Raw genomic sequence first — 24,028 nt, 5'->3', positions numbered from 1 at the left:
CTTATACAAAAACCTCTCCGGCCATTAGAAGTCTAGCCGTTCTTGTTGTTTTTCCTTCCACATCTTTTATATCTGTTGTAGGAAAATTTACTCCAACATCGATTGTTCCTGAAGGTGTTTCTATTTTCACAATGTGTTCTCCAATTTCAAACTCTTTAGAGTTTATTTCATGTAAGATAGTCCCTTTTATAAAAGAACCAGTTGCTACACAAAAACCTGCACTAACTGCAAGAGCTGGATGAGCAGATGTTGGAGTAAAATATCGAATGTTTATATCCCCGTCATTTTTTGCCTCTGAGATAACTGCAAATTTTGGAATTACATTTCCTTTTGCACTACCTAATCCCATCTTTTGTGAAGCTTGTTCTCTAATTAATTCTATTTTTTTAAATAGCTCTTTTTTTGCATCAAGTTCAGCTGGAGTTTCGTATCCTGTTAAACCCATATCCTTAGCTTTTACAAAAACAACTGGCATAGAGATATCTAAACAAGTTGCCTTAAGCCCATCAAAAATATCATATGTATTTCCAGTAGGAAGATAATGTCCTGTTTTCCCACCAGTTATATTTTTAAAAAACATTTTTATAGGAGAAGCTGTACCTGGAACTCCAGCTATTTCAAAGTCACCATGGTATTGAACTGTTCTATTTGGAGTTTTGATTACTTGAGTAATAGTTGCACCAGTATTTACATCATATACATTTACTGTTGTCTCACCATCTTCTACAGATACTAAACCTCTTTCAATTCCAAATGCTCCAACAGCTGTGAGAATATTACCGCAAGTTGGTTTATCATCAGCTGTTGCTTCATCTATACTTGGTTGGATAAATTTATACTCTAAATCTATACCTTCCCTTTTTGATACTGATATAATAGCAACTTTTGTAGTAACTGTTGTTGCTCCACCTATACCATCAATTTGTCTAATATCAGGACTTCCCATAATCTTTAAAATTAAAGCATGCCTTTCATTTTTATCTTTAGGCAAATCATTATCTAAAAAATATGCACCTTTAGAAGTTCCTGATCTATATAAAATACAGCTAATTCTTGTTAAATCATTCATCATTTTATGCTCCTGTTATTGCATCATAAATTAAACCTGTTGGAAGGTGAAGTGTCATAATATGGCTTATAAATAGTAGAAATCCTATTGCCACACCCGTAATAATGAATATTTTTAACCAAGAAGATTTCATCTTTGTTCTAATAATTATCACAAAAAGAATTGCTAATGAAGGAACAAAACCTAAAATCCAAGTTCCTAATAAGAAAATAGGAAGGATTAAAAAGTTTTTCCAAATATCAATCCATGTAGATGAAAGCTGTCCATTTTCAGTAATTGCAATTGATAAAATATCATTTTGTCTTTTTTTAGATGTAATTTGAATTGACAAAATAACCCCAAAAAGTAAAAGTAATGAACTTACTACCATCGGAAAAATCCCACCTAAAAACTGAAGATAAAAAGAGTCAATCAATGCAAACAGACCAAATGCCATAAGAAACCAAATAAATAGTAATTCTCCAGTAAAAAATGAGTATGGATAATTTGTAGTTTCTTCTTCCTTTTGTACATTTAATTCTTTCTCTTTTTTTGAGTCTCTATTTTTAAAATAAACACTAATTAAAACTGAAGCAATCATAAATACTATTAAAATAATTACACCTGGTCTTTCCATCATCTCCCAAGAATAAAATTGAACAGCTTGATAATAATATGTTTCAATAGTTCCAGCTAAAACAAAACCAATAAGTAGGGCAGGTCTTGGCCAATCAAAGTATTTAAATAGTGTTCCTAATGCACCAATTGCAATTAAAAGCATTAAATCTTCTAAAGATCTTGTTGCTTGAAGTGCAGCAAAGAAGATAATCATTAACATAAATGGAGCAACATATCCATAAGGGATAGTTGTGATTTTTGAAATCTTATTTGATAGAAGCATACAAGTTCCTGTCCCAACAACATTTGCAATTGCTAAAGACCAGATAATAATATATGAAACCTCTAAGTTTTCATTAACCATTCCAGGTCCAGGTTCAATTCCAAGAATTACAAGTCCACCTAAGAATACAGCCATAGAACCACTTCCTGGAATACCAAATAGAAGTGTTGGAACTAATCCTCCACCCTCTTTAGCATTATTTGCTGATTCAGGTGCGATAACTCCTCTTACATCACCTTTCCCAAACTGTGATTTATCTTTTGAAGTTTGTACAACATGCCCATAAGCAATCCAGTCAACAACACTTCCCCCAAGACCAGGAATAGCACCAATCATAGCACCAATTGGAGCACAACGTGCTACTATCCATCTTGAAACCCACATATCTTTAATACCTTGAACAAAACTTCCTCCAAGCTTTTCAGCTTTTGAAATCTTTTTATTTTCAACTAATAAAGAGATGATTTCAGGAACTGCATAAACACCAAGTCCTAAAATTACAAGTTTAATTCCATCGTATAAATAGTAACTATCCATTGTCATTCTAAATTCACCAGTTGCTGGTGCTGAACCAACTGATCCTAAAAGAAGTCCAATTGCAGCAGCTATAAATCCTTTAAATAGAGATTTACCACTTAAAACCCCAACCATACTAAGTCCAAAAATACCTAAAATAAATAGTTCCGCAGATCCAAGTTTTAAAATTAAATCTCTTGCAAAAATTATAAATATAGATAGAATTAAAGCACCTAAAAGTCCTCCTACTAATGAAGCAGAAAATGCAGCTCCAAGTGCTCTTGCTGCCTCACCTCTTTTTGACATAGGATATCCATCAAGAACTGTCGCTTGAGAAGCAGAAGAACCTGGTATTCCCATAAGAACTGAAGTAAAAGTATCTGAAGTTGGAATAACTGCAACCATACCAATTAACATTGCTAATGCTGAGGTTTGATCCATACCATAAAGAAATGGTAACATTATAGAAAAACCTACAATACCTCCTAATCCTGGTAAAATCCCAACTAAAATTCCTAAAAACACTCCACCAAGAAGATAAAGCATATGGTGAATCTGCATTAATTCAGAAAATGCATTCATAAGTGTTTCAAAAGCCATCTTAAATCCTTTCTCGAAGTACTACTACTTCTCATTTTATGGAAGAAGATTAACATTCTACTCTGTCATGAAACTTGCAATTTTTTGTAAGAAAAGTAATATTAAAAATCTATGAAAATAAAAAAAGCCACCATCTTCAAAGAGATAGTGGCTTTTAAAAAGAAGGCTTAATTTAATGATTAGAATCTAACTCTATAGTTAGTAGTAAGCCAATTTTGAATCCACTTTCTATCTTCATCGTTTACATTAGTTGCAATTGATTTAAGTTTGTCTGCTTTTTCTCCAACTGTTTGAGGATAAATACCAAGTTGTTGTTCACTTATTGCTTTAAATTTTGGGTCTGATACAATTTTCTTCATTGCATTTTGATAAGTTTCAACAACATCATTTGATACATTTTTTGGTAACATAATCATCTTTTGAGATGGGAATGAAGCTGTGAAAAATGTTTTCCATGCTTTAAATGCAGCACCTGATGGTTTTTTACCATGTACTTTTTCATAAACTTCACCAAAATGTGGTAGATCTGGGAAAGTTGGGTCTCTTTGGAAATCACCATTATCATCTAATGTTCCCCACGCAAATAAAGGAACAGCTCTGCCATCTTTTTGTGCAGGTAATACATTTTTAATATAAGAAGATGTAGTTTGGAAATCAATATTTGTTTCCCCTCTTAAAAATGCAAGTCTTGTTGACTTTTTCCCTTTCATACCAAATACAGGTTGAGTTTTAATATCTAATAAATCAAATGCAAGTAATGCAATTAAATCCATAGAAGTTGCACCTTGAGATCCAAACTTTAGTTCTTGAGACTTAAGCTTATCTAAATCATCAATACTATTAACTCCTAGTTTAGATGATACATAAACAACTCCACCAGTTGGCGAAGAGATTACTGCTTTCCAATTTTTATAATCATATCTTACTCTTTTATCTCCAAGAAGAAATGGAATTTGAGTTGAAGCAGATGAAGCAAAAATTGTTAAACCATCTTTTGAAGCTCTTTTTGAAAAGAAGTTTGCCCCTTTAGTTGAACCACCACCTGGCATATTTTTAATTACAACAGTTGGTTGTCCTGGAAGATTTTTAGAAATTAAAGGAGCATAAAATCTACTCCACTTATCAGTCCCTCCACCAGCTTTATAAGGAACTATCCACTCAATAGTTTTTCCTTTAAAACTAAGCTCTTTTGCCGTTGCAACATTTACTAGCATCCCTAGTGCTAAAGTTGAAGCTAAAATTGTCTTTGCCATTTTACCTGTAAACAGGATTCCTTTTCTAGTCATCATGTTAAATCCTTTTTTTAGTTTTATGCTGGAAGATTAACATTGGATTCTGGCATGAACCTTGCAGAATTGTAAGTTTTATATTGAGATTTAAAATGCTATTTTATTGCTATGTTTAGGGCTTTTTTTGCAAGATTAGTGACAGAATCCAATGTTAATATCACATATTGATTTTATTTAGTTAGTACTAGATGAAAAATCTATATAAAAAAGGAATAAAATGGGGAAATCATATAAAAGAAGCCTTATTGCTGCATTTTTAATAGTATCAACAGGTTCACAAATTTTAGCTTCTGATTCAGTAGTAGAAGCTTTTACAAATGGAAAAGTGAAAGGTGAATTAAAATCATACTATTTTGATGAAGCTTATGATTCTGCAACATCATCAGATAATAATGTATGGGCAAATGGTATAAAGTTAGGATATAAAACTGATTTATATAAGGGGATAAGTTTAGGAGCGACATTTCAAGGAGCTGATGTTACATCTATAGATGATGATGCGAATAAACAGAAAAAAGCTATGAATGCCGGTGGAGCAGTTTTATCAGAAGCTTATGTAAACTACAAATATAAAAATACACAATTTAAAGGTGGTAGACAGTTTATCTCTTTACCTTTAATAAAAGGTTCTGGTTCAAGACTTATAAAAGAGTCATTTGAAGGATATTTTTTATCTAACACAGATATACCTGACACACTTATCTCTTTAGGGAAAATCACTAAATATCAAACAAGAACAGATGCCGTTACATCAACAACTAATGCAGCATCATTTACAAACTCAGATTCAAACATTGGTGATGTGGGTGAATTTAATAAAATTGGAACTAATGGAGCTATATCTTTATATTTAAAAAATAAGTCAATTGAAAACTTAACTGTTCAAACCCATTATGTTGATTTTATTGATGAAGTAGCTGATTTATATATTGATGCTAAATATAGTTTTGGTGGAGAGTTTAAACCATATATTGCAGCACAATATTATAATTCAAACTATGATAATAGTGCAACAAAAGATAGCTTTATGACAGGATATAAAGTAGGGGTGACATTTGCTGGTTATAATTTACACGCTTCATATACTTCAACAGATGATGATGGAAATGTGAATAGAGGTATTGGTGAGGCTGCTACAGCATCATTTACCTCTGCTACATCAACTACAGGAAATTATACAGCTGGAACAGATACTTGGCAACTAGGAGTTTCTAAAAAGTTTGGTGATTTATTAGCAAAAGTAAAATATACAAGTAGTGATGCTGTATTAAAAAAGAATGACTTAGACCAAATATATTTAGGGTTAAAATATAAATTCTCTGGGGAGCTTAAAAACCTTTCTTTATCAACTGAATATACTATTTATGACTATGGCTTAGGTAATGAAGCAAAAGAGAAGAATGAATTAAGAGCAAAACTAATTTATAAATTCTAATGGGTATCTTCTAAAATTAGAAATTAAATACGCGCGAACAAGAAAAAAAGGAGGTAAAACTCCTTTTTTTACTTTTATATATACTTGCAAGATTTATGACAGAAAAATAAAGTACTATTCAAAAAAATTCAAAAGGATTAAAATGAGACAATATAGAACAGCTGATCTTTGTGATGAAAATCAAGATAAAAAAATTCAAGTACTATCCCACAAATTTAAAAACTATGGTGGAAAAAAAAGATTTAAAGGAAGAATAAAAACTATTAAAATTGAAAAAAGTAATTGGGCAGTAATTGATATACTAAAAAATGAACCAGGTAAAAATAAGGTTTTAGTTATTGATGTGGAAGAAGCTCCTTATGGTATCGTTGGAGATAAACTGTCTACCTTTGCAGAAAGAAATCACTATGAAGCAATGATTATAAATGGATTTGTTAGAGATACTATGGAAACAAAAAAGTTTAATATTGGACTTTTTGCACTTGGGACTTGTCCTTTAAGAAATTTTGATAAAAGACCGTCACAATTTGGTATTGATTTATACTTTGGAAATGTTTCTTTCAAAGAAGATGATTATATATATTGTGATGAAGATGGAATTATTGTTTCAAATGAAAAGCTTATGTAAAACATACTCTTTATAGTAATATATACTTTTATAGAAAGAGTATTACATTTTTAGTATAACAATTTTACAACCTTCCTAATTTATACCTAAGTTACAATTTCCTTGTCAGTATTTTGCCAGATATGTATATTATAATTGTTTGAAAAATTAAAGGTGTAAATATGAATTATAAAAAACTATTTTTCCCAATTGGTGGTGGGAATGTATTAGAAGAGAGAATATATGGGGCGCTGCTTATAGCAAAAAAATTTAATATAAAATTGGAAGTTTTAAAATCTGTACTTAAATCCAATACAAGTCTTTATAAATCATATGCAATGCCAGAAGAACTACAAAATGAAATTGATGCAGTTATAGATACAAAATTTGATAATGAAAACAAAGAGTTTATTGCTCTTTTTAATAAAGTTTTAAAAGAAGTTGACCTAGATGGTTCTTTTGTTAACTTAAAAATAAAAGAGGGATTAAGAAGTTCTCTTGTAGAACAAGAATCAAAATATTGTGATTTGGTTATAGCAGCAGCTCCCCCTGCTGGTGTGACAACTGCAACCTTTGAAACATCAGTACTTAAAAGTGGAAAATCAGTATTAATGTTTCCCCGAAAAATGAAAACATTTTCAATGGATTCTATAATTATTGGATGGAATAATTCTACTGAAGCTTCACGTGCAGTTACTTCGTCTATAGATCTTTTAAAACAAGCACAAAAAGTACATGTTGTATCTTCTTCTGAGTACACAGAGGATTTGGACACTATGACAAATCTTATCGCTTATTTAAAAGAGCATGATGTAAATGCAAGTTATGAAATTGTAAAAACAACAAGAATTCCAGGTCAAGCACTTTTAACTGCCGCTCTTGATGGAAACTTTGATTTAATAGTTGCTGGGGCTTATGGACATAAAGGATTAAAAGAACTTATGTTTGGTGGAGCAACTAGGTATTTACTAGAAAATTCAACTTTACCAGTTTTTATGTCTCACTGATTATGGTAAAATTATCTTATGAAGATATTACTAGTTGAAGATAATGAAAAATTGGCAAATGCAGTTTTAAAAAAACTTGAAAATAATGGATATTCTGTTGACATGTTTTTTGATGGTGAGGAGGGACTTTATGCCCTAGAGTCTTCTTTTTATGATTTACTGATTTTAGACTTAGGCCTTCCTGGAATTGATGGTATTGATATTATTAAAAAATTAAGAAATCTTCATAAGACAATACCTATACTTATAATCTCTGCACGGGATGAACTTGACCAAAGAATATTTGGTTTAGACTGTGGTGCTGATGATTATTTGTGTAAACCTTTTGAATTAAATGAAGTAATTGCAAGAGTTCAAGCACTTCTTAGAAGAACAAAATATCATGTAAATAGTAAAATAACTTATAATGACTTGATATATGACACTCAAAATAGAACTTTATTTAAAGCAGATAAATATATAGAATTAAGTAAAAGAGAATTAGCTATATTTGAAAACCTATTATTAAATTTAGATACTGTTTTAAGTAAAGAAAATATTGTTGAACATATTAGTACCTACACTGAATCTATTCACCCCTCATCTGTAGAAACTTATGTATCAAGGATACGTAAAAAGCTTGGAAATTCAATTAGTCTTAAAACAGCAAGGGGCTTAGGATATATTTTGAGTAGTAAATGAAAAATATACAATCGATAAAATCAAGGCTTTTAATATCTCTAACTCTTCCTTTAACAATTGGAGCTATCTTCTTGGTTTTGGTTATTTATCTTTTAGTTCAAGGTAAGGTAAATAAACACTTTGATAATACATTATATGCTACTGCAAAAAGTATGGAAGATAGTATAAACATTAAAAACGATAGATTAATTGTTGATTTACCATATTTTGCAATTGATTTGTTAGCTTCAAATGGTGATGGTCTTGTATTTTATTCTATAGTAGATGAAGAGAAAAATGTCCTTACTGGATATAAAAATTTACTAAGAGATGATTTGTTAGGGAATAGTGACAAATTATTTTATAATACTATATATGCAGGAGCAAGATTAAGAGTAGTATCTTTTAAAACATCTTTGGCAAGTGCAGGTAAAATATATCTTGCTACTATTACAATAGCTGAAACACTAGAGGGAAGAGAAACTACAATCAATGATATTTTAACTATTCTTTTTGTTGTTGTTTTCTCAGTTATAATTTTTACACTTTTAGTATCATTTTTTGCTGTTAAAAATGGATTGTTACCATTATATAAATTAAAACAGATTATACAAAAAAGAGATTCTAAAGATTTAAAACCAATATACTTTGATGCACCAAAAGAGATTGAAGATGTGGTTAATAGTATCAATATTCTATTAACAAGAAGTAGAGATACAATTAAATATATAGAGCAATTTAACTCAGATGTTTCTCATCAGTTAAGAACACCTTTAGCTGAATTAAAAGTTCAATTAGAAGAGTATCATGAAAACAATAACTGGGATTATGTAGAATTAAATAAAGTTGTTAATACAATGTCTCATATAACTGAACAATTACTACTTTATGCAAAAACTAATCCAAGTACAATAAATAAAACATATTTAAAAAGAATAAACCTTAATAATTTTTGTAAGGAGTATGCTCTAAAAGTTTCCTCAAAAGTGTATTCAAAAGGTTTTGAGTTTGCCTTTGAAAATATTGATGAAGATATATTTATAGAAGCTGACGAAATTATGTTAAAAAGTATGTTGAATAATATTGTCAATAATGCTCTACATTATGCACTTGATGATTTAGGAAATCCAATAGGCACAATAACTCTTTTTTTAAAAAGACATAATAATACCATTTGGTTAAATATAAAAGATGAAGGAAAAGGTATCAACAAAAAAGATTTAAATACTATTTTTGATAGATTTTATAGAGTTGATTCTAAAAAAAGTGGAAATGGTTTAGGATTGAATATTGTAAAACAAATTGCATCTTTACACCATGCAAAAGTACAAGCTATAAACAATAATGGATTAGTTGTCTCTATTATTTTTCCATTAAATTAATATATCATGATTTAATCACTTGATGCAATTTTGAACATTCATCTAGTTTTATATTTGAATCTATATTATTAATAATATCTTGGTGACTGTATTTACGTGAATTGTAAACATATATAAAAAGTTCATCACCATTTTTCAAATAGTTGTTTTTCCCAAATTCACAATATGCAGTTGCTCCAGATGCTATTATCATCCCTTCTGCTTCATTTGCTTTTTTCATAAACTGTGTAATCTCTTCAAGTGGACCACAATCCTCTTGTGTATTAAATTTATCTATAATCCAATCTTTTAATTGAGTAAAAAAGTATGAATATGACTTAACAGCAGAAACAGTTCCATAATTATGAAGTTCCCCATCTCTTTTTATGAAAGAGGAGATATGATATTTGCTTAAAATTCCATCTTCTGTAAAGTTATCAATTTCAATAATATCTTCTGATATACCTTTTGTTTTTACTCCCCAGTTTTTCTTAGTACTTAGTTTATCCCCATTTTGTATCCTTAAAGAGCAGTCATTAAAAGCAGAAAAATATTTAGGAGTTATATCTATTATTTTTTTATTTTCATAAATAAAATCACAAATCAATGCAAGCTCTGGTTCTGCTTGGATTTTATCATTTTCTCTTTTATGGGTATAAATAGTGTTGGTGCAAATGGGATATGTTTTCAAAAAAGAGTTATGATCTTTTATATAAAAAGGGAATAATCCTTTTGGTTCATTCTTATCTTTTGTTTTTATTACTGAAAACTCATCAGCTTCCCCAGCTTCTCCTAAGTGCCCTGCAAAATTTCCTGCAACGGCAAATCCTAAATAATCTTTTAATTTTTCTTTTAACATATATATTATTCCTATTTGAAAATCTTGTGAAAAAAAAGAGACTTTTTAGCCTCTTTTTTATTTAGTTTTTTTATGTTTAATTATTTAGCAGAAAGTTTATTTTTAGTAAACTTTTCGATGATAGTAGAACCAAATAAAGATATTACCAATAAAGTTAAAATAACTAAAGTAATAGGTCTTTCAAAGATGTATGAAATATCACCACCTGAAATCTGTACTGTTTGAACTAAATTACTCTCTGCCATTTTTCCTAAAAGCATACCAATAACAGTTGCAGGAACAGAGAAGTTATATCTTCTAAATAACCAACCAATAATTGCAAATACTAAAACAGCAACTGGTCCTGCAATATTCCCAGTCAAACCAAAAGCTCCTGCTGTGGCTAAAACTAAAACAGAAGGAACTAAATATGTCATTTTAACTTTAATGATTGATGCTAATACTGGTATTAAAATAAGTCCTAAAACTATTAGTAAAAACACTTGTCCAAAGTTAGCGAAGATAATTGCATAAACAATATCCATCTCTTCTCTAATAAATTGCGGACCACCTGTAATATTGTGCATAGCGAAGGCAGCAAGCATAACAGCTGTTGCTCCACCACCTGGAATTCCAAGTGCTAAAAGCGTAGCCATTGAACCAGCTTCAGATGTACTATTTGCAGCTTCTGAAGCAACTACACCCTTAGGATTACCTTTCCCATAACTATCTGGGTCTTTATCTCTTCTTTTCGTTTCAATATATGAAAGTAAATTAGATACAGAAGAACCAACTCCTGGAACAGCACCAATTATTACACCAATAAAACTTCCTCTTATTAGTATAACTGGGTATTTAAATGCCTGTTTAAACCCTTTTAGAATATATGAGATTCTGACTTTTCTTTGACTCTCATCTTCAACTAAGAACTCTGAATTTACAAGTTTAAATAGCTCAGATGCTGCAAACATACCCATCATTGCTGGAATTACAGGAACGCCATCAGCAAGAAGTTCTATATCCATAGTTCCTCTCATAACTCCCACTTCACTAAATCCTATTGTTCCAATTAAAAGACCAAAAAGTCCAGCAATCAAACCTTTTATAATATGTTTTCCTGTTAAACTTGCAATTAGTGTTAATCCCCATAAAATTACCATAAACATTTCTGAAGGACCTAGTTTTAATACAAAACCTGACATTGGTTTGATTAAAAAGAATAATAAAATATATCCTAATAATACACCAAAAGTAGAAGAACCTAAAGCTAAACCTAATGCTTCATTATGTTTTCCATTTCTAGCCATTGGATAACCATCAAATGCTGTTGCAATTGCAGAGGATGTTCCTGGAATATTCATTAAAATTGCAGGAACTCCTGCTCCAAATCCACCACCTGTGAATATTGCAGTTAAAAATAACATTGCTTGTAAGAAGTCCATGTATAGTGTCATTGGCAAGAATATAGCCATTGCCATAGATGTTTGAAGTCCTGGCGTTGCACCAAAAAATAATCCTATCATAATCCCTGGAATAACTACTAGCCAATATGATGGTTGAGAAAACAATAAACTTAGCGCTTCAGATGCAGAAGCAATATCAATTAAATCCATCTTCTCTCCTAATAATCTGTTGGTAATATCATCATAGGCATAGGATATGGTAACATCTGTGAAAAAAAGTATGCAATAATAAACCCATAAACTAAACTATAACCTAAAATCCATGGAAATCTATTTTCACCATGGAAAAACAAAAATAATCCTAAAAAAAGTACAGTACCAATATCAAAGCCTAAATACTCTAGGCTTAAAACATATAATGTAAATAGAATTATTACAGGAATTACAGAAGATATACTCTCTTTTTCCTCTTCTTTTTCTTGCATATCTTTTTGTGTAAAAAATTCATAAAGACATAAACATAAAGTAATAGCTGCAATAGGAAGAATAAGAATTATATTTTCTAAACTGCTTGAGGCATTATGTGTATCAATGGAATACCATAATACAAAAGCAGCTAAGCATAGTATTACTATGCTATTAGCTATTTTTTCTTTTGATAAAGCCATGGCTTATCCCTATTTTTTTAATAAATAAGAGTATGACTTAAAGATTTCAAATGATTCTTGAATTAATTTGTTAGATTGCTCAGGACCAGTCCAAGTATAACCTATATCACTCTTTTTAAGAAATTTTTGAACACCTTTAGTTGCCAAAGTTCTTTTTATTCCATCTACTAATTTTGTATATCTTTTTGGATATTTCTCTTTAAATGTAACTGGAACTGCAAATCCTCTCATTGAACCACTAAATACCGGTAGTTCTATACCAGCTGAAGAGATAGACTCATTTAATGTTGGAGCATCCCATTGTTTCATTCTTTCATCTTTAACAATAGCAATTGGTTTTATAAACTCTCTAATACTTTCACTTCCTTGTGCTGAAATAGCAATTAAATCAACTTGACCACCTGCCACTGCAGTTCTTGCTTTTCCACCACTACTATAAGTAACTAAGTTTAAATTATCTTGTGGAATGTTGAATTTCTCTAATAGAAGTTTTAACATTAAATGCCCACCTGAACCTTGAACAACTGCAGCTTTAACAGTTTTTGGCTCATTTTTAATTGCTTCAATAACTTCCATCATTGAGTTATACTTTGAGTTTTTATTCAATGCAAAAAGTTCAAAGTCAAACCATTGAATATTAATAAAATCAAAATCTGTCATTTCATACTTTGCATTACCAGAAAGAATAGTATTTGCTAAATATGGTGCAAATGTAGATGCAAAAACTGTATATCCATCAGCAGGCTTTCTCAATACGTAATTTGCCGCAATTTGTGTTCCTGCACCTTTTTTATTTACAACTTTTACTCTTGTTTCTAATTCATCTGAAAGAAATGTTGTCATAGAACGTGTCATTCTATCTGCACTTCCACCAATACCAAATCCAACAACCATATTAATTGGTTTTTTAGTTGGATAATTATCTGCTAGTAAGCTTGTTCCACCTAATAGTCCAAACCCTAGTACTGCAGTTGCAGCTACTTTTATTGTTGATTTCACAATATTTGTATACATAATCACTCCTATTTTTAAGTTATGTTGAAACTTTAACAGATGAATCTGGCAAAATGCTGACAAATTTATATTTAATATTTAAATTAGTATTAACTATTTAATCTCTTTTTTTGCTTAATTAAATGTCTTGATTCTTTTTTTCACTTAGTTTTCTAAACCCCAAATTAAACCTTATTTAAATACAATACGCTTTTAATAAATTGTTGGCAAAAGTGTGGTTGTAGTCATTACAGCTTAATTAATTGATTAGGGTAGTTATTACTTAAGGAAAAAATAGATTATGGAAGATAATGGAATAGAATTACTTGTTTTATTGGATATTTCAGGATTAGAGGATAAACAAAGATTTGAAAAACACTTAAAAAGAGAAGGGTTTAAAACAGTAGAAGAGGAAGATTTCGTTTACACAGCAAAATCTGCAACTACAACTTTCTCAACAAAAGCTTATATTTTAGAAGTGTTTAAAGAGGCTCTTAAAAAACAAGAGTTTAAAGGTGATGCAAATATGGTGTTCTTACTTAATGAAACACCATACCCAGCATATTATTTTGATACAAATACAAATGAGTTTGAACTAGTAAAAGAGTAGTATTGAAAAATATATATGAATTTCTAAAGAATTTAAAAGATAATAAAGCGTTAAAAAGTTGCCAGCTTTTACTTGTAAATGATGACAAACAAGCACAAGTTGCCAATGACATAGTTTCATTTTTAGGATTTGAATCTTTTGTATTGTCTGATTTTAGGGCAAATTTTGGTGATGATTTACTCTCTTTTAGTGAAGAATTACAAGGTATAACTAAAACTCTAAATGATTATTATTCTTATAAAAAAGAGAATAAAGTTTTAATCTCACCAATTAGAACTGCATCTTTCCCTATGCCAAAAGATAGATGTTTTGATTCTTTTGAAATTTCATTTGCTGATACTTTAAAACTAGAAGAATTAAAAGATAAACTTCACAACTGGGGATATTATTTTGTTGATATTGTAACTAGCGAAGCAGAGGTTTCAATAAGGGGTGATATCTTGGATATTTGTCCCCTTGGTAGTGAAAAGGGGTTTAGAGTTTCACTTTTTGATGATGAGGTTGAATCAATTAGAGAATTCGATATAGAAGACCAAAAATCTTCAAAAGAAGAGATTGAATCTTTTAAAATAACTCCTGCGTTTTTAGCTTTAGATGAGGAAACTTTAGAAGATATAAATGAGCAAATAGAACTAGTTGAATCTGATGCTTTTATTAAAGATATACACTCTTTGGGTTTTTGGTACTTGGGTGATTTAGGTGAGTATTTACCTCAAAAGTTAAACTCGTTTATTACCCATGAAGCTTTGGATGAACTTGAAGAGGTTTATGTTTTTGAAGATAAAAGATTAAACAAAGATAAGTTTTTAACTATTCCTCAAATCACATACTCAAAAGATTATCAAGAGATTGCTCCTGCTAATATAAAAGAATTTCTAAGCTTCCATGAAGGCAAAAAAGTAACTATTATCTCATCTTCGGAAGCTAAAGTAAAATCTTTTGATTTAGACCTTTTAGACAATAAAATAAATTATGTATTCAATAACACAATTATAAATTTAGTTTCAAATAGTGAAGTGATTATTTCATTAAATAAAGAGATTAAAAAAAGAAGAAAGAAGAAAGTAAGACTTGTTCTTGATGAATTACAAAATGGTGATTTTGTAGTTCATGAGAAACATGGTATTGGTCAATATAAAGGTATAGAACCAGTTGTAGTTATGGGTGCAAAAAGAGATTTTGTAGTTGTAATGTATGCTGGTGATGATAAACTTTTACTTCCCGTTGAAAATATTGATTTAATAGATAGATATGTTGCAGATGGAAGCTCTTATGCTGTTGTAGATAAACTTGGGAAAGGAAGCTTTGCCAAACTAAAAGAGAAGGTAAAAGATAAACTTTTTGCAATAGCAAATGATATTATCAAAATCGCAGCCGCAAGAGAACTTGTAAATGGTATCAAAATCAACACTAATAAACAGATTTTAACAGACTTTGTAAAAACAGCAGGCTTTGATTATACAAAAGATCAAACAAGAAGTGTTAAAGAGATATATGAAGATTTAAGTTCAGGTAGAGTTATGGATAGACTTCTTTCTGGTGATGTTGGTTTTGGTAAAACCGAAGTTGCTATGAATGCATTACTTGCAACAGTTAGTGATGGTTTTCAGGCACTTTTTGTTTGTCCAACTACACTTTTAGCAACTCAACACTATCATAGTATGCAAAAAAGATTTGAAAGTTTTGGTATAAAAATGGCTAAGCTTGATGGTAAAACATCAACTAAAGAGAAAAATGCCATTAAAAAAGCTCTAGAGGATGGAAGTTTACAATTAGTTATTGGAACTCACTCTTTACTTGGGGTTAAAACAAATAATCTAGCGCTTGTAATAATAGATGAAGAACACAAGTTTGGTGTAAAACAAAAAGAGAAACTAAAAGCTTTAAGGGATGATACTCATATTTTCTCTATGAGTGCAACTCCAATCCCAAGAACTTTAAATCTGGCACTTTCAAAACTAAAAGGTATGAGTTCACTTTTAACACCTCCTAGTGAGAGATTAGGAGTAAGAACCTATGTAAAAGAGTATAGTGATAAACTAATTAAAGAGATTGTTTTAAGGGAAAAAAGAAGAGGTGGACAGCTTTTTTATGTTCATAATAATATTGCTTCAATTGAGGCAAAAAAAGCTGATATTGAAGAGATAGTGCCAAATATTAAAGTTGAGATTATCCATTCCCAAATCAAACCAGCAATTGCTGAAAAGATTATTGATAGATTTGACAATAAAGAGTTTGATATTTTACTTGCAACATCTATTGTTGAATCAGGACTTCATTTACCAAATGCAAACTCAATAATTATAGATGGAGCAGATAGATTTGGTATTGCAGATCTACACCAATTAAGGGGTAGGGTTGGACGAAGTGATAAAGAAGGTTTTTGTTATTACGTTGTCGAAGATAAGAAAAAAATTACTAATGATGCTATAAAAAGATTAGTTGCATTAGAATCAAACTCTTATCTTGGAAGCGGAACAGCTTTAGCTCACCAAGATTTAGAAATAAGAGGTGGTGGAAATATTATTGGTGAAGCTCAAAGTGGACATATCAAACAAATTGGTTATGGACTTTACTTAAAAATGCTTGAAGATGCATTAGCTACACTAAGTGGAGATAAAAAAGAAGAATCTCAAACAGTTGATATTAAACTAGCTATTTCTGCATTTATTTCAAGTGATTATATAGTTGAAGATAGAGTTAGACTAGAACTTTATAGAAGACTTTCAAAATGTAAAGGAAAAGATGAAGTTTATGTTATTGAAGAAGAGATGGAGGATAGATTTGGTAAACCAGATATTCCAACAAAACAATTCTTAGAACTTATTATTATAAAAATCCTTGCTATTTCAAAAGGAATAAAGACAATTAGTTCATATGAGATGAATATCACTTTTACAAAATCTGATGATACGAAAGAAACTATAAAGTCTTCAAGTAAAGATGATGATGATATTATCTTAACTACTTTACAATATTTAAGGAAATAGTAATTAAGTATTTCCTTAAGTTGTCCCACTTTTTAATATGTTATAATCGTGTCACTTATAAAAATTAAATTTAAATACAGTTTTATTCTATTTGTAAAAAGGAGAGAGGTACAATGAAAATAAGGCTTTTGTTTCTATTCGTACTATCTTCAATTTTAATTGTAGTATTAACTTTTTTTTATATTGAATATGACCAAAATAGACAACTTAAAAAAATTACAAAAGATTATGTAAAAGCATATAACACAGTATATAATGATGAAAAAGATTTAAGCTATGTAATATTAAAAAATTTTTTAGACCTAGGACATATAAGAAATAGACTTTATAATTTTGATAAATTACCAAAAAATATGCAAGATTATATAAGGGAGATAACTTATAAAGAGTTAGAAAACAGGTATAATGAGTTTAAATTCTTAGGCGTTAGACAAGTTCATATACACCTTCCTGATAATACTAGTTTTTTAAGAATGCATCTACCCTCAAAATATGGAGATAATTTAACAGGTATAAGACCAACTGTTGAGTATGTAAACAAAAACAAAAAACAAATTGATACTTTTGAAGAGGGTCGTGTTCAGTATGGCCTAAGATTTGTTTATCCAATTTTTAGGGATGAAGTACATGTGGGAAGTATTGAAATATCATTTGGTGCTTATGCACTTATCTCAAAACTAATAAATGAATATGGTGTTTTAAGTAATTTTTTTATCAAAAAATCAATAGTTCATGAAAAAACTTTTGACTTATCTTCTACTCGATATATAAGTTCTCAGCATAAAGATTTTTATTTAGATAAAGAGATTGTTGATAAATTAAAAGAGGTTTCAAAAGTAAATTATGTAAAACTTCTTCCCCCTAAAAAGATTATAAATCAAATTAAAAAGATTGCCACAGGAAGTAAACCTTCATCTATCTATGTCAAATCTTTTGATTCAATTATTACTGTAATACCAATACTTAATAAGTTGACAAAAGAAAATGTTGCTTTTTTAACAATTAGAAGTAAAGACACAGTTATAAAAAGTTCTATGTTTTTCACTTATGTTACTATGATAGGATCAATTTTTTCCCTTGCATTAATAGCATATATCTTTTTTATCATTAGTTCAAAGGAAAGATTGTTTAGATCTATGCTTAAATATTCAAGTGAAGAGGTTTTTATATTAGATTTAGATGGTAATTTAATCGATTGTTCTTTAAAAGCATCTAAAAAATTAGGTTACTCAATGGATACTATGAAAACTTTAAATGTAAGCCACTGGGATAGGGATATGTCTATAGAAGATTTTAAAGAAATGGCACAAACACTAGATGAAGAACCTAAAACCTTCAAAAGAATATTTACAAAAAAAAATGGCTTTACCTATGATACAGAAATAAGTACAAACTTATTTGATATTGATGGGAAAAAAGTAATCTATTATTCTGTTAGAGATATTTCTAAAAACAATAGAATATTAGAAGTTTTAGATTATGAACGAAATAAATATAGAAATATATTAGAACTCTCTTCAGATGGTATCCATATCCTTGATAGAGAGGGAAGGTTAGTAGAATTTTCTAAAACCTTTGCTCAAAATCTTGGATATACAAGTAAGGAGTTAGAAGAACTAAGTGTTTTTGACTGGGATGTAGGACTTTCTTATGATGAATTAGTTAAAAGAACAAAAGAGTTGACAAAAAGTTCTGATACCTTTGAGACAAAACATAGAAGAAAAGATGGTTCAGTTTTTGATGTTCAAATCTCTGCAAATGATATTGAAATAGAAGGGGAACATTACCTTTATGCTTCCCAGCGGGATATAAGTGTATTAAAAAATAAAGAAAAAGAGATTAATGATATAAATAAAAAACAAAAATCTTTACTCTCCTTGTTTGAGAAAGGTGATTCTGTCTTATTTAAGTGGAAAAATGATGAACGTTGGACAACTGAATATGTTTCTTCAAATATTAAGAACCTTTTAGGATTTTCAAAAGAGGATTTTTTATCTGGGAAAGTTAAATATATTTCTTGTATCCATGAAGATGATTTTAAAAAGGTTAAAGGTGAGGTTGAATCTTCAGTTAAAGAAAACAAAGACTTTTTTAAACATTCTCCTTATAAGATTATTACAAAAGATGGGAAAATAAAATGGATATTAGATTATACAGTTACAGAAAAAAATAGTAATGGTGAAATAGAGTATTTTATTGGTTATTTAATAGATATTTCTGAGCATGAAAACCTTATGTCAAATCTTGAAAAATTTGTTGATGCCCAAGAAAACTTAATTATACTAAGCAATGGTAAAAAAATATCATATGCCAATAAAAAGTTTTTTGATTTCTTTGGTTTTACTGATTTAGATAACTTCCATGAAAACCATAGTTGTGTATGTGAAAGATTTATTGAAAATGAGAAATTCTTCCATGCCGGGAAAATTGAAACTTCTGAAAAATGGATTGATGAAATAGAAAAATTGCCAGATAATAAAAAAATTGTTTCTATGTTAAGTAAAAATTTTGAAATTCATGCCTTTTTTGTAAATATAAACAAATTTGATGATAATCTTTTAATTGTAAGTTTTACAGATATTACTCAAACTATGATTGAGCAAATTGCTCTTGAAGAGAAAGTTATTCATGATAAATTAACTGGTTCATACAATAGAGAATATTTTGAAAAAAATTACAAATTACTTTTACAAAAATACGAAAAAGATGGTTTACTGGCCTTGGCATTTTTAGATATTGATTATTTTAAAAAAGTAAATGATAGATATGGACATGATATAGGAGATGAGGTTTTAATTAAATTTGTTGATACTATAAATAGACATTCTAGAGAATATGATATTTTAATTAGATGGGGTGGTGAGGAGTTTATTTTAATATTAAAACTAAATAAAAAAGAAGACTTATCTAGAATCTTAGAGAAGTTAAGAAATATTATTGAAACAGTTTCTTTCCCTCAAGTTGGTAATATAACTTGTTCAATGGGAGCAACTGTTCATAAAGATAACGAAAATATATATGAAACAATAAAAAGAGCTGATAAAGCAGTTTATGATGCTAAAGCTCAAGGAAGAAATAAAGTTATTATAGATATTTAAAAAGTGTTGCTAATTTGATATTAACAACACTCTTGTTCACATTTATTTAAGGCATTTAAGCCTTGTTCATCTTCTGCTTTTTCAAATAATTCATCTAAATAAAAACTATTAGAACAAACCAAATAGAGTAAAGCCTCTTTTTCATCATCCTTTGGATCTCTTGTATAATAAGCTTTTGGAATCATAGGAACAACTTTTTTCCAATAAATATTCATATTTTTAGGATCTTCTAATACCCTTAACATATTATCAATTACTATACAAGCATTTTCAAAACAATTTATGTTTTTAAAACTTATATAGCTTTCATCAACTCTTATTTGATTATTTGACATAGCTTCTCCTTGTTATGTTTATATACAATTATATATTTATACTTGTATACTTACTATGTTATAATATGAATAATTAGTGACATTTTACGAAAATTGTAGGAAATATGGCAGAAGTATCAAGTTTAACTTTTCATTATGTATTAAAATCTTTAGAAAAAATTACAACTATAAAAGTTGATGAGATGCTTCACCTAGCTGATATTTCTCCTGAAGTTATATCTAATCATGAAAGTAAAATTGATAGTAAAAAATTATCATTAATTTTTAGATATTGTGCTAAAAAATCAAATAATCCACATCTAGCTTTACATATAGGAAAAGCAACTTCATATCAATCCTTGGGGATTTTAGGTTATTTACTTTTAAATACAAAAAATTTAAAAGAGATAATTGAAAAGTTCAATACTTACCAAAGGTTAATAAGTGGGTATTTCAAGTTTTATTTCAATGATGATGGAACATATTATAAATTGGCAATTTATATAAATGAAAATCCAATGATACCAGTTCCTAGTTTTCATGCTCAGGTTCATCTATCTTCACTTGTATCAATTCTTTCACAAATATTAGGTGAAAAAGTTATCCCTGATTTTACTTGTTTTTCCCAAAAAAAGGAGAAAAACCTTGAAGAATATAAAAAAATATTTGGAAATAATATCTGCTTTGAAAAACAAGAAAATGCAATTTTCTTTAAAAAAGATAGATTAGATATACCTGTAAAAAATTCAAATGCTTCTATGTTAGAATATTTTGAAAATCAAGCAAACAAAATATTAGATGAGGAAAAAGAAGAATCTTGGTATTTTAAAGTTGAAAAGGAGATATTTAAAAATATTGGTGTAGATGATATTACAATTGATATGATTTCAAAAAATTTAAATATAACACCAAGAACTTTACAAAATTACTTAAAAGCAGAATCAAAAACTTTTAGAAAAGCTTTAGATAATATTAGACAAAAATTGGCAAATCATTATATAAACAACACAAAAATGGACTTAGGAACAATTTCTATTTTTTTGGGTTATAGTGAACCAAGTTCTTTTTTTAGAGCATATAAAAGATGGAATAACAAAACTCCAAAACAAAAAGATTAATTAATTCCATTAAACTCTCGTTAATATACAATTAAAATACCATTAAAAGCTTCGTGTCATAATTTCACTGTAATAAATAAAAAAGGATTTACAATGAAAAGAAAAATTTTAGCTACTGTAGCATTAACAACTTTATTAGGAACAGGACTTTACGCAGCTGGTTGTAATTTTCAAGGTCAAGGTATGCAAGGAATGTCTGGAATGCAAGCTCAAGGTATGCAGGGTATGAAAGGTATGAATAATAATATGCAAGGTATGAAAGGAATGAAAAAAAATAAATCTTGTGGAATGTCAAAAAAAGGTTCTAAAGGATCAAGAAATTCTGTTATGAATATTTTTAGAAAACTAAATCTATCACCAGACCAATATATGAAAATGGCACAAATTAGACAAGAAGTATTCAAAAAATATGCAACCTTTACTAATACAGCTTTTACAAAAGATTCATTTGATAAAGCAAAATATGTTGAAATAATGAAACAAAAAAGAGATAATATGATAGAATCAAAAGCTGAAATAGTAGAGAAATCATATGCATTATTAACTCCTGCGCAAAAAGAGCAATTTAAAGTTCTTTTAGATTTAAGGGAGGAAAGAAGAAGTACAATGATGCAAAATAGACCATATATGAGAAGAGGAATGAATTTTTGATAAAAATTGCAATGGTTGAAGATGACTTAGAACTTGCAGATGTTTTAACTCAATATTTAAAGCAATATAATATAGAAGTAACAAACTATGAGGAGCCTTTTTTGGCTCTTAGTAGTTTGAAATTCAATAAATATGATTTGATTATATTAGATTTAACTCTTCCTGGAATGGATGGTTTAGATGTTTGTAAACTTATTGTAAAAGATTATGATATACCAATAATTATTTCAAGTGCTAGAAGTGATATTACTGATAAAGTAACAGCCTTACAATTAGGTGCTGATGATTATCTTCCAAAACCTTATGACCCAAGAGAATTAGAAGTAAGAATAAAAACAATTCTTAGAAGATTTAATTCAAATCATGAAGATCCAACTTCTAGTCAAGAAAAAGTAAAACTATTTAATTTAGATGTTGAAAAAAGAGAAATTACAAAAAATGGGGAATATCTTAAATTAACTGCTGCAGAGTATGAGGTTTTATCTTTGATGCTAAAAAGAGAAGGTTTTATAATAAGTAGGGAAGATATTTTTGATAATGCCGATTTACTAAATTCAGATTTTGAAAGTTCAGGTTCACTAGCCGTTATTATAAATAGAATAAGACATAAAATAGAAGATAATCCAAAAGAACCTAAATATTTACATACAATAAGAGGAATGGGATACAAATTTACAAATGAATAGACAGTCGATATTTTTCACCCTGACAATTAGTTTTGTCATAAGTATTATTTTAGTAGTTATAAGTTTTGGAATCTTGATGATAGGAAACCAAAAAAGATTGGACCATCATCTAGTGGACAAATATAGACCTCTTACAAAAATGCTTATGAGAAAAGAGTTTAGACAAGGTGGTTTAGATGAATTATTCGCGGAAGACTTAAAAAGATTTAATTATCTTGTGTACCTGGATCAAAATAAAATAAATGCAATAACATATAATCCAAAAACAAAAGTAATCGCACAAAGACAATTTAATGATATATTATTTAGAGTATTACAATTAAACGATAAACAGTTTTTATATTTAAAAAAGAATAACAAAACTTTTTTTGTAGAAGATAAAAATGAGATTACTAAAACTTCTAAAACATATATAATTTTAGGATTTGTGATAATCTTATTAACCTTGATTCTTTCATTTATAGTTACACTTAGAAAACTGATGCCATTAAAACTTTTAAAAGAAAAAGTTAACACCTTAGGTGATGAAAACTTTGATTTTGAATGTTGTAATATGGATGGCAAAGATGAAGTTTCACAGCTAGCTAGAGAGTTTAAAAATAGTGCAAAAAAACTTAAAGATATTAAAGAAGCTAGAAATGTTTTTATTAGAAATATAATGCATGAATTAAAAACACCTATTACAAAAGGAAAGTTTTTAGCTGAACTTGAAAAAAACCCAGAAAATGATGAAAAACTAAAAGAGGTTTTCAATAGATTAGAATCTTTAATCAATGAATTTGCCTCAATTGAAGAGTTGATTTCTTCAAATAAGAATATTGAGAAAAAACATTATTTTTTAAATGATATTATGGATAATGTAAAAGATATTTTGATGATTGAAGATGAGGAGATTATTAGCTCATATGATAATAAAAAATATGAGGTTAATTTTAAACTATTTTCAATAGCAGTAAAAAATTTAATTGATAATGCAATTAAATATAGTGATGATAATAAAGTAGAAGTAAAAACAGATGGAAACGATTTATTGTTTATAAACAATGGTAAAGAGCTTGAATATGGACTTGAACAATATTATGAACCATTTTTTGCAAATGAAGAAAAAAGAAAAAACTCTTTTGGATTAGGTTTGTATATTATTCATAATATTTTAAAAGCAAACGGATATAAACTGTTTTATGAATACAAAAATGAAAAAAATATTTTTACATGTAAAAAGGATGGAGAATAAT

General features: G+C 28.8%; 20 protein-coding genes. 12 read left to right on the top strand and 8 right to left on the bottom strand.

The features are described from left to right. Nucleotide 1: 1 nt before the first annotated feature. The 3 genes from AC2TY9_RS00265 to AC2TY9_RS00255 all read right to left on the bottom strand — a co-directional run bounded on the left by AC2TY9_RS00265 (nt 2) and on the right by AC2TY9_RS00255 (nt 4,354). On the bottom strand, nt 2–1,072 hold the full coding sequence (locus AC2TY9_RS00265; protein ID WP_489778654.1) for a 2-methylaconitate cis-trans isomerase PrpF family protein: 1,071 nt from the start codon (nt 1,070–1,072) through the stop codon (nt 2–4). 1 nt (nt 1,073) lies between these two features. Beyond that, nucleotides 1,074–3,065 carry a tripartite tricarboxylate transporter permease gene (locus AC2TY9_RS00260; protein WP_489778653.1) on the bottom strand — a complete coding sequence of 664 codons (1,992 nt, stop codon included), beginning with the start codon at nt 3,063–3,065 and terminating at the stop codon, nt 1,074–1,076. A gap of 179 nt (nt 3,066–3,244) precedes the next feature. Continuing rightward, complete coding sequence (locus AC2TY9_RS00255) at nt 3,245–4,354, bottom strand: Bug family tripartite tricarboxylate transporter substrate binding protein (protein WP_489778652.1); 1,110 nt, start codon at nt 4,352–4,354, stop codon at nt 3,245–3,247. A 217-nt stretch (nt 4,355–4,571) separates the two neighbouring features. Between AC2TY9_RS00255 and AC2TY9_RS00250 the strand changes: the two genes are divergently transcribed. The 5 genes from AC2TY9_RS00250 to AC2TY9_RS00230 all read left to right on the top strand — a co-directional run bounded on the left by AC2TY9_RS00250 (nt 4,572) and on the right by AC2TY9_RS00230 (nt 9,445). After that, the gene (locus AC2TY9_RS00250) at nt 4,572–5,789 is read left to right on the top strand and encodes an OprD family outer membrane porin (RefSeq protein WP_489778651.1); all 1,218 of its coding nucleotides are present in this window, start codon (nt 4,572–4,574) and stop codon (nt 5,787–5,789) included. A 142-nt stretch (nt 5,790–5,931) separates the two neighbouring features. After that, on the top strand, nt 5,932–6,417 hold the full coding sequence (rraA, locus tag AC2TY9_RS00245; RefSeq protein ID WP_489778650.1) for a ribonuclease E activity regulator RraA: 486 nt from the start codon (nt 5,932–5,934) through the stop codon (nt 6,415–6,417). Between the two features lie 161 nt (nt 6,418–6,578). After that, nucleotides 6,579–7,403 (top strand): universal stress protein, encoded by an 825-nt coding sequence (locus tag AC2TY9_RS00240; protein ID WP_489778648.1) that lies wholly within the window; start codon nt 6,579–6,581, stop codon nt 7,401–7,403. 18 nt (nt 7,404–7,421) lie between these two features. Beyond that, a complete protein-coding gene (locus tag AC2TY9_RS00235) occupies nt 7,422–8,084 on the top strand; it encodes a response regulator transcription factor (protein ID WP_489778646.1) in 663 nt (220 codons plus the stop codon). Next, complete coding sequence (locus AC2TY9_RS00230; RefSeq protein WP_489778644.1) at nt 8,081–9,445, top strand: sensor histidine kinase N-terminal domain-containing protein; 1,365 nt, start codon at nt 8,081–8,083, stop codon at nt 9,443–9,445. Before AC2TY9_RS00235 ends, AC2TY9_RS00230 begins: the two co-directional genes overlap by 4 nt. A 4-nt stretch (nt 9,446–9,449) precedes the next feature. Here the strand turns inward: AC2TY9_RS00230 and AC2TY9_RS00225 are convergent, their stop codons facing one another. From AC2TY9_RS00225 to AC2TY9_RS00210, 4 genes are all read right to left on the bottom strand, one after another. Next, a complete protein-coding gene (locus tag AC2TY9_RS00225; protein ID WP_489778643.1) occupies nt 9,450–10,283 on the bottom strand; it encodes a DUF5718 family protein in 834 nt (277 codons plus the stop codon). Nucleotides 10,284–10,363: 80 nt separating this feature from the next. Then, the gene (locus AC2TY9_RS00220; protein WP_489778641.1) at nt 10,364–11,875 is read right to left on the bottom strand and encodes a tripartite tricarboxylate transporter permease; all 1,512 of its coding nucleotides are present in this window, start codon (nt 11,873–11,875) and stop codon (nt 10,364–10,366) included. A gap of 8 nt (nt 11,876–11,883) precedes the next feature. Continuing rightward, nucleotides 11,884–12,333, bottom strand: a complete 450-nt coding sequence (locus AC2TY9_RS00215) for a tripartite tricarboxylate transporter TctB family protein (protein ID WP_489778639.1) — start codon at nt 12,331–12,333, stop codon at nt 11,884–11,886. A gap of 9 nt (nt 12,334–12,342) precedes the next feature. Further along, the gene (locus tag AC2TY9_RS00210) at nt 12,343–13,347 is read right to left on the bottom strand and encodes a Bug family tripartite tricarboxylate transporter substrate binding protein (RefSeq protein WP_489778638.1); all 1,005 of its coding nucleotides are present in this window, start codon (nt 13,345–13,347) and stop codon (nt 12,343–12,345) included. Between the two features lie 280 nt (nt 13,348–13,627). On the opposite strand from AC2TY9_RS00210, the gene AC2TY9_RS00205 reads away from it, so the two are divergent. From AC2TY9_RS00205 to AC2TY9_RS00195, 3 genes are all read left to right on the top strand, one after another. Beyond that, nucleotides 13,628–13,936: a hypothetical protein gene (locus tag AC2TY9_RS00205; protein ID WP_489778636.1), complete on the top strand. Its 309-nt coding sequence runs from the start codon at nt 13,628–13,630 to the stop codon at nt 13,934–13,936. A gap of 2 nt (nt 13,937–13,938) precedes the next feature. Next, nucleotides 13,939–16,926 carry a transcription-repair coupling factor gene (gene mfd, locus AC2TY9_RS00200; protein WP_489778634.1) on the top strand — a complete coding sequence of 996 codons (2,988 nt, stop codon included), beginning with the start codon at nt 13,939–13,941 and terminating at the stop codon, nt 16,924–16,926. Nucleotides 16,927–17,039: 113 nt separating this feature from the next. Continuing rightward, complete coding sequence (locus AC2TY9_RS00195) at nt 17,040–20,024, top strand: diguanylate cyclase domain-containing protein (protein ID WP_489778632.1); 2,985 nt, start codon at nt 17,040–17,042, stop codon at nt 20,022–20,024. Nucleotides 20,025–20,044: 20 nt separating this feature from the next. On the opposite strand, the gene cowN is transcribed toward AC2TY9_RS00195, so the two are convergent. Continuing rightward, entirely contained in the window at nt 20,045–20,359 is a 315-nt protein-coding gene (gene cowN / locus AC2TY9_RS00190; RefSeq protein ID WP_489778630.1) for a N(2)-fixation sustaining protein CowN, read from the bottom strand. Nucleotides 20,360–20,463: 104 nt separating this feature from the next. Here cowN and AC2TY9_RS00185 point away from each other — a divergent pair, with 104 nt between their 5' ends. The 4 genes from AC2TY9_RS00185 to AC2TY9_RS00170 all read left to right on the top strand — a co-directional run bounded on the left by AC2TY9_RS00185 (nt 20,464) and on the right by AC2TY9_RS00170 (nt 24,027). After that, nucleotides 20,464–21,456, top strand: coding sequence for an AraC family transcriptional regulator (locus AC2TY9_RS00185; protein WP_489778628.1), 993 nt, complete (start codon nt 20,464–20,466; stop codon nt 21,454–21,456). Between the two features lie 93 nt (nt 21,457–21,549). Continuing rightward, nucleotides 21,550–22,107, top strand: a complete 558-nt coding sequence (locus AC2TY9_RS00180) for a Spy/CpxP family protein refolding chaperone (protein WP_489778627.1) — start codon at nt 21,550–21,552, stop codon at nt 22,105–22,107. After that, complete coding sequence (locus AC2TY9_RS00175) at nt 22,104–22,793, top strand: response regulator transcription factor (RefSeq protein WP_489778625.1); 690 nt, start codon at nt 22,104–22,106, stop codon at nt 22,791–22,793. Before AC2TY9_RS00180 ends, AC2TY9_RS00175 begins: the two co-directional genes overlap by 4 nt. Then, nucleotides 22,786–24,027: an ArsS family sensor histidine kinase gene (locus AC2TY9_RS00170; RefSeq protein ID WP_489778624.1), complete on the top strand. Its 1,242-nt coding sequence runs from the start codon at nt 22,786–22,788 to the stop codon at nt 24,025–24,027. Before AC2TY9_RS00175 ends, AC2TY9_RS00170 begins: the two co-directional genes overlap by 8 nt. The last annotated feature ends 1 nt before the right edge of the window (nt 24,028 follow it).

The sequence above is a fragment of the Arcobacter sp. ISO1 genome (genome assembly GCF_058105185.1).
This window is presented reverse-complemented; position numbering and strand designations above follow the sequence as displayed.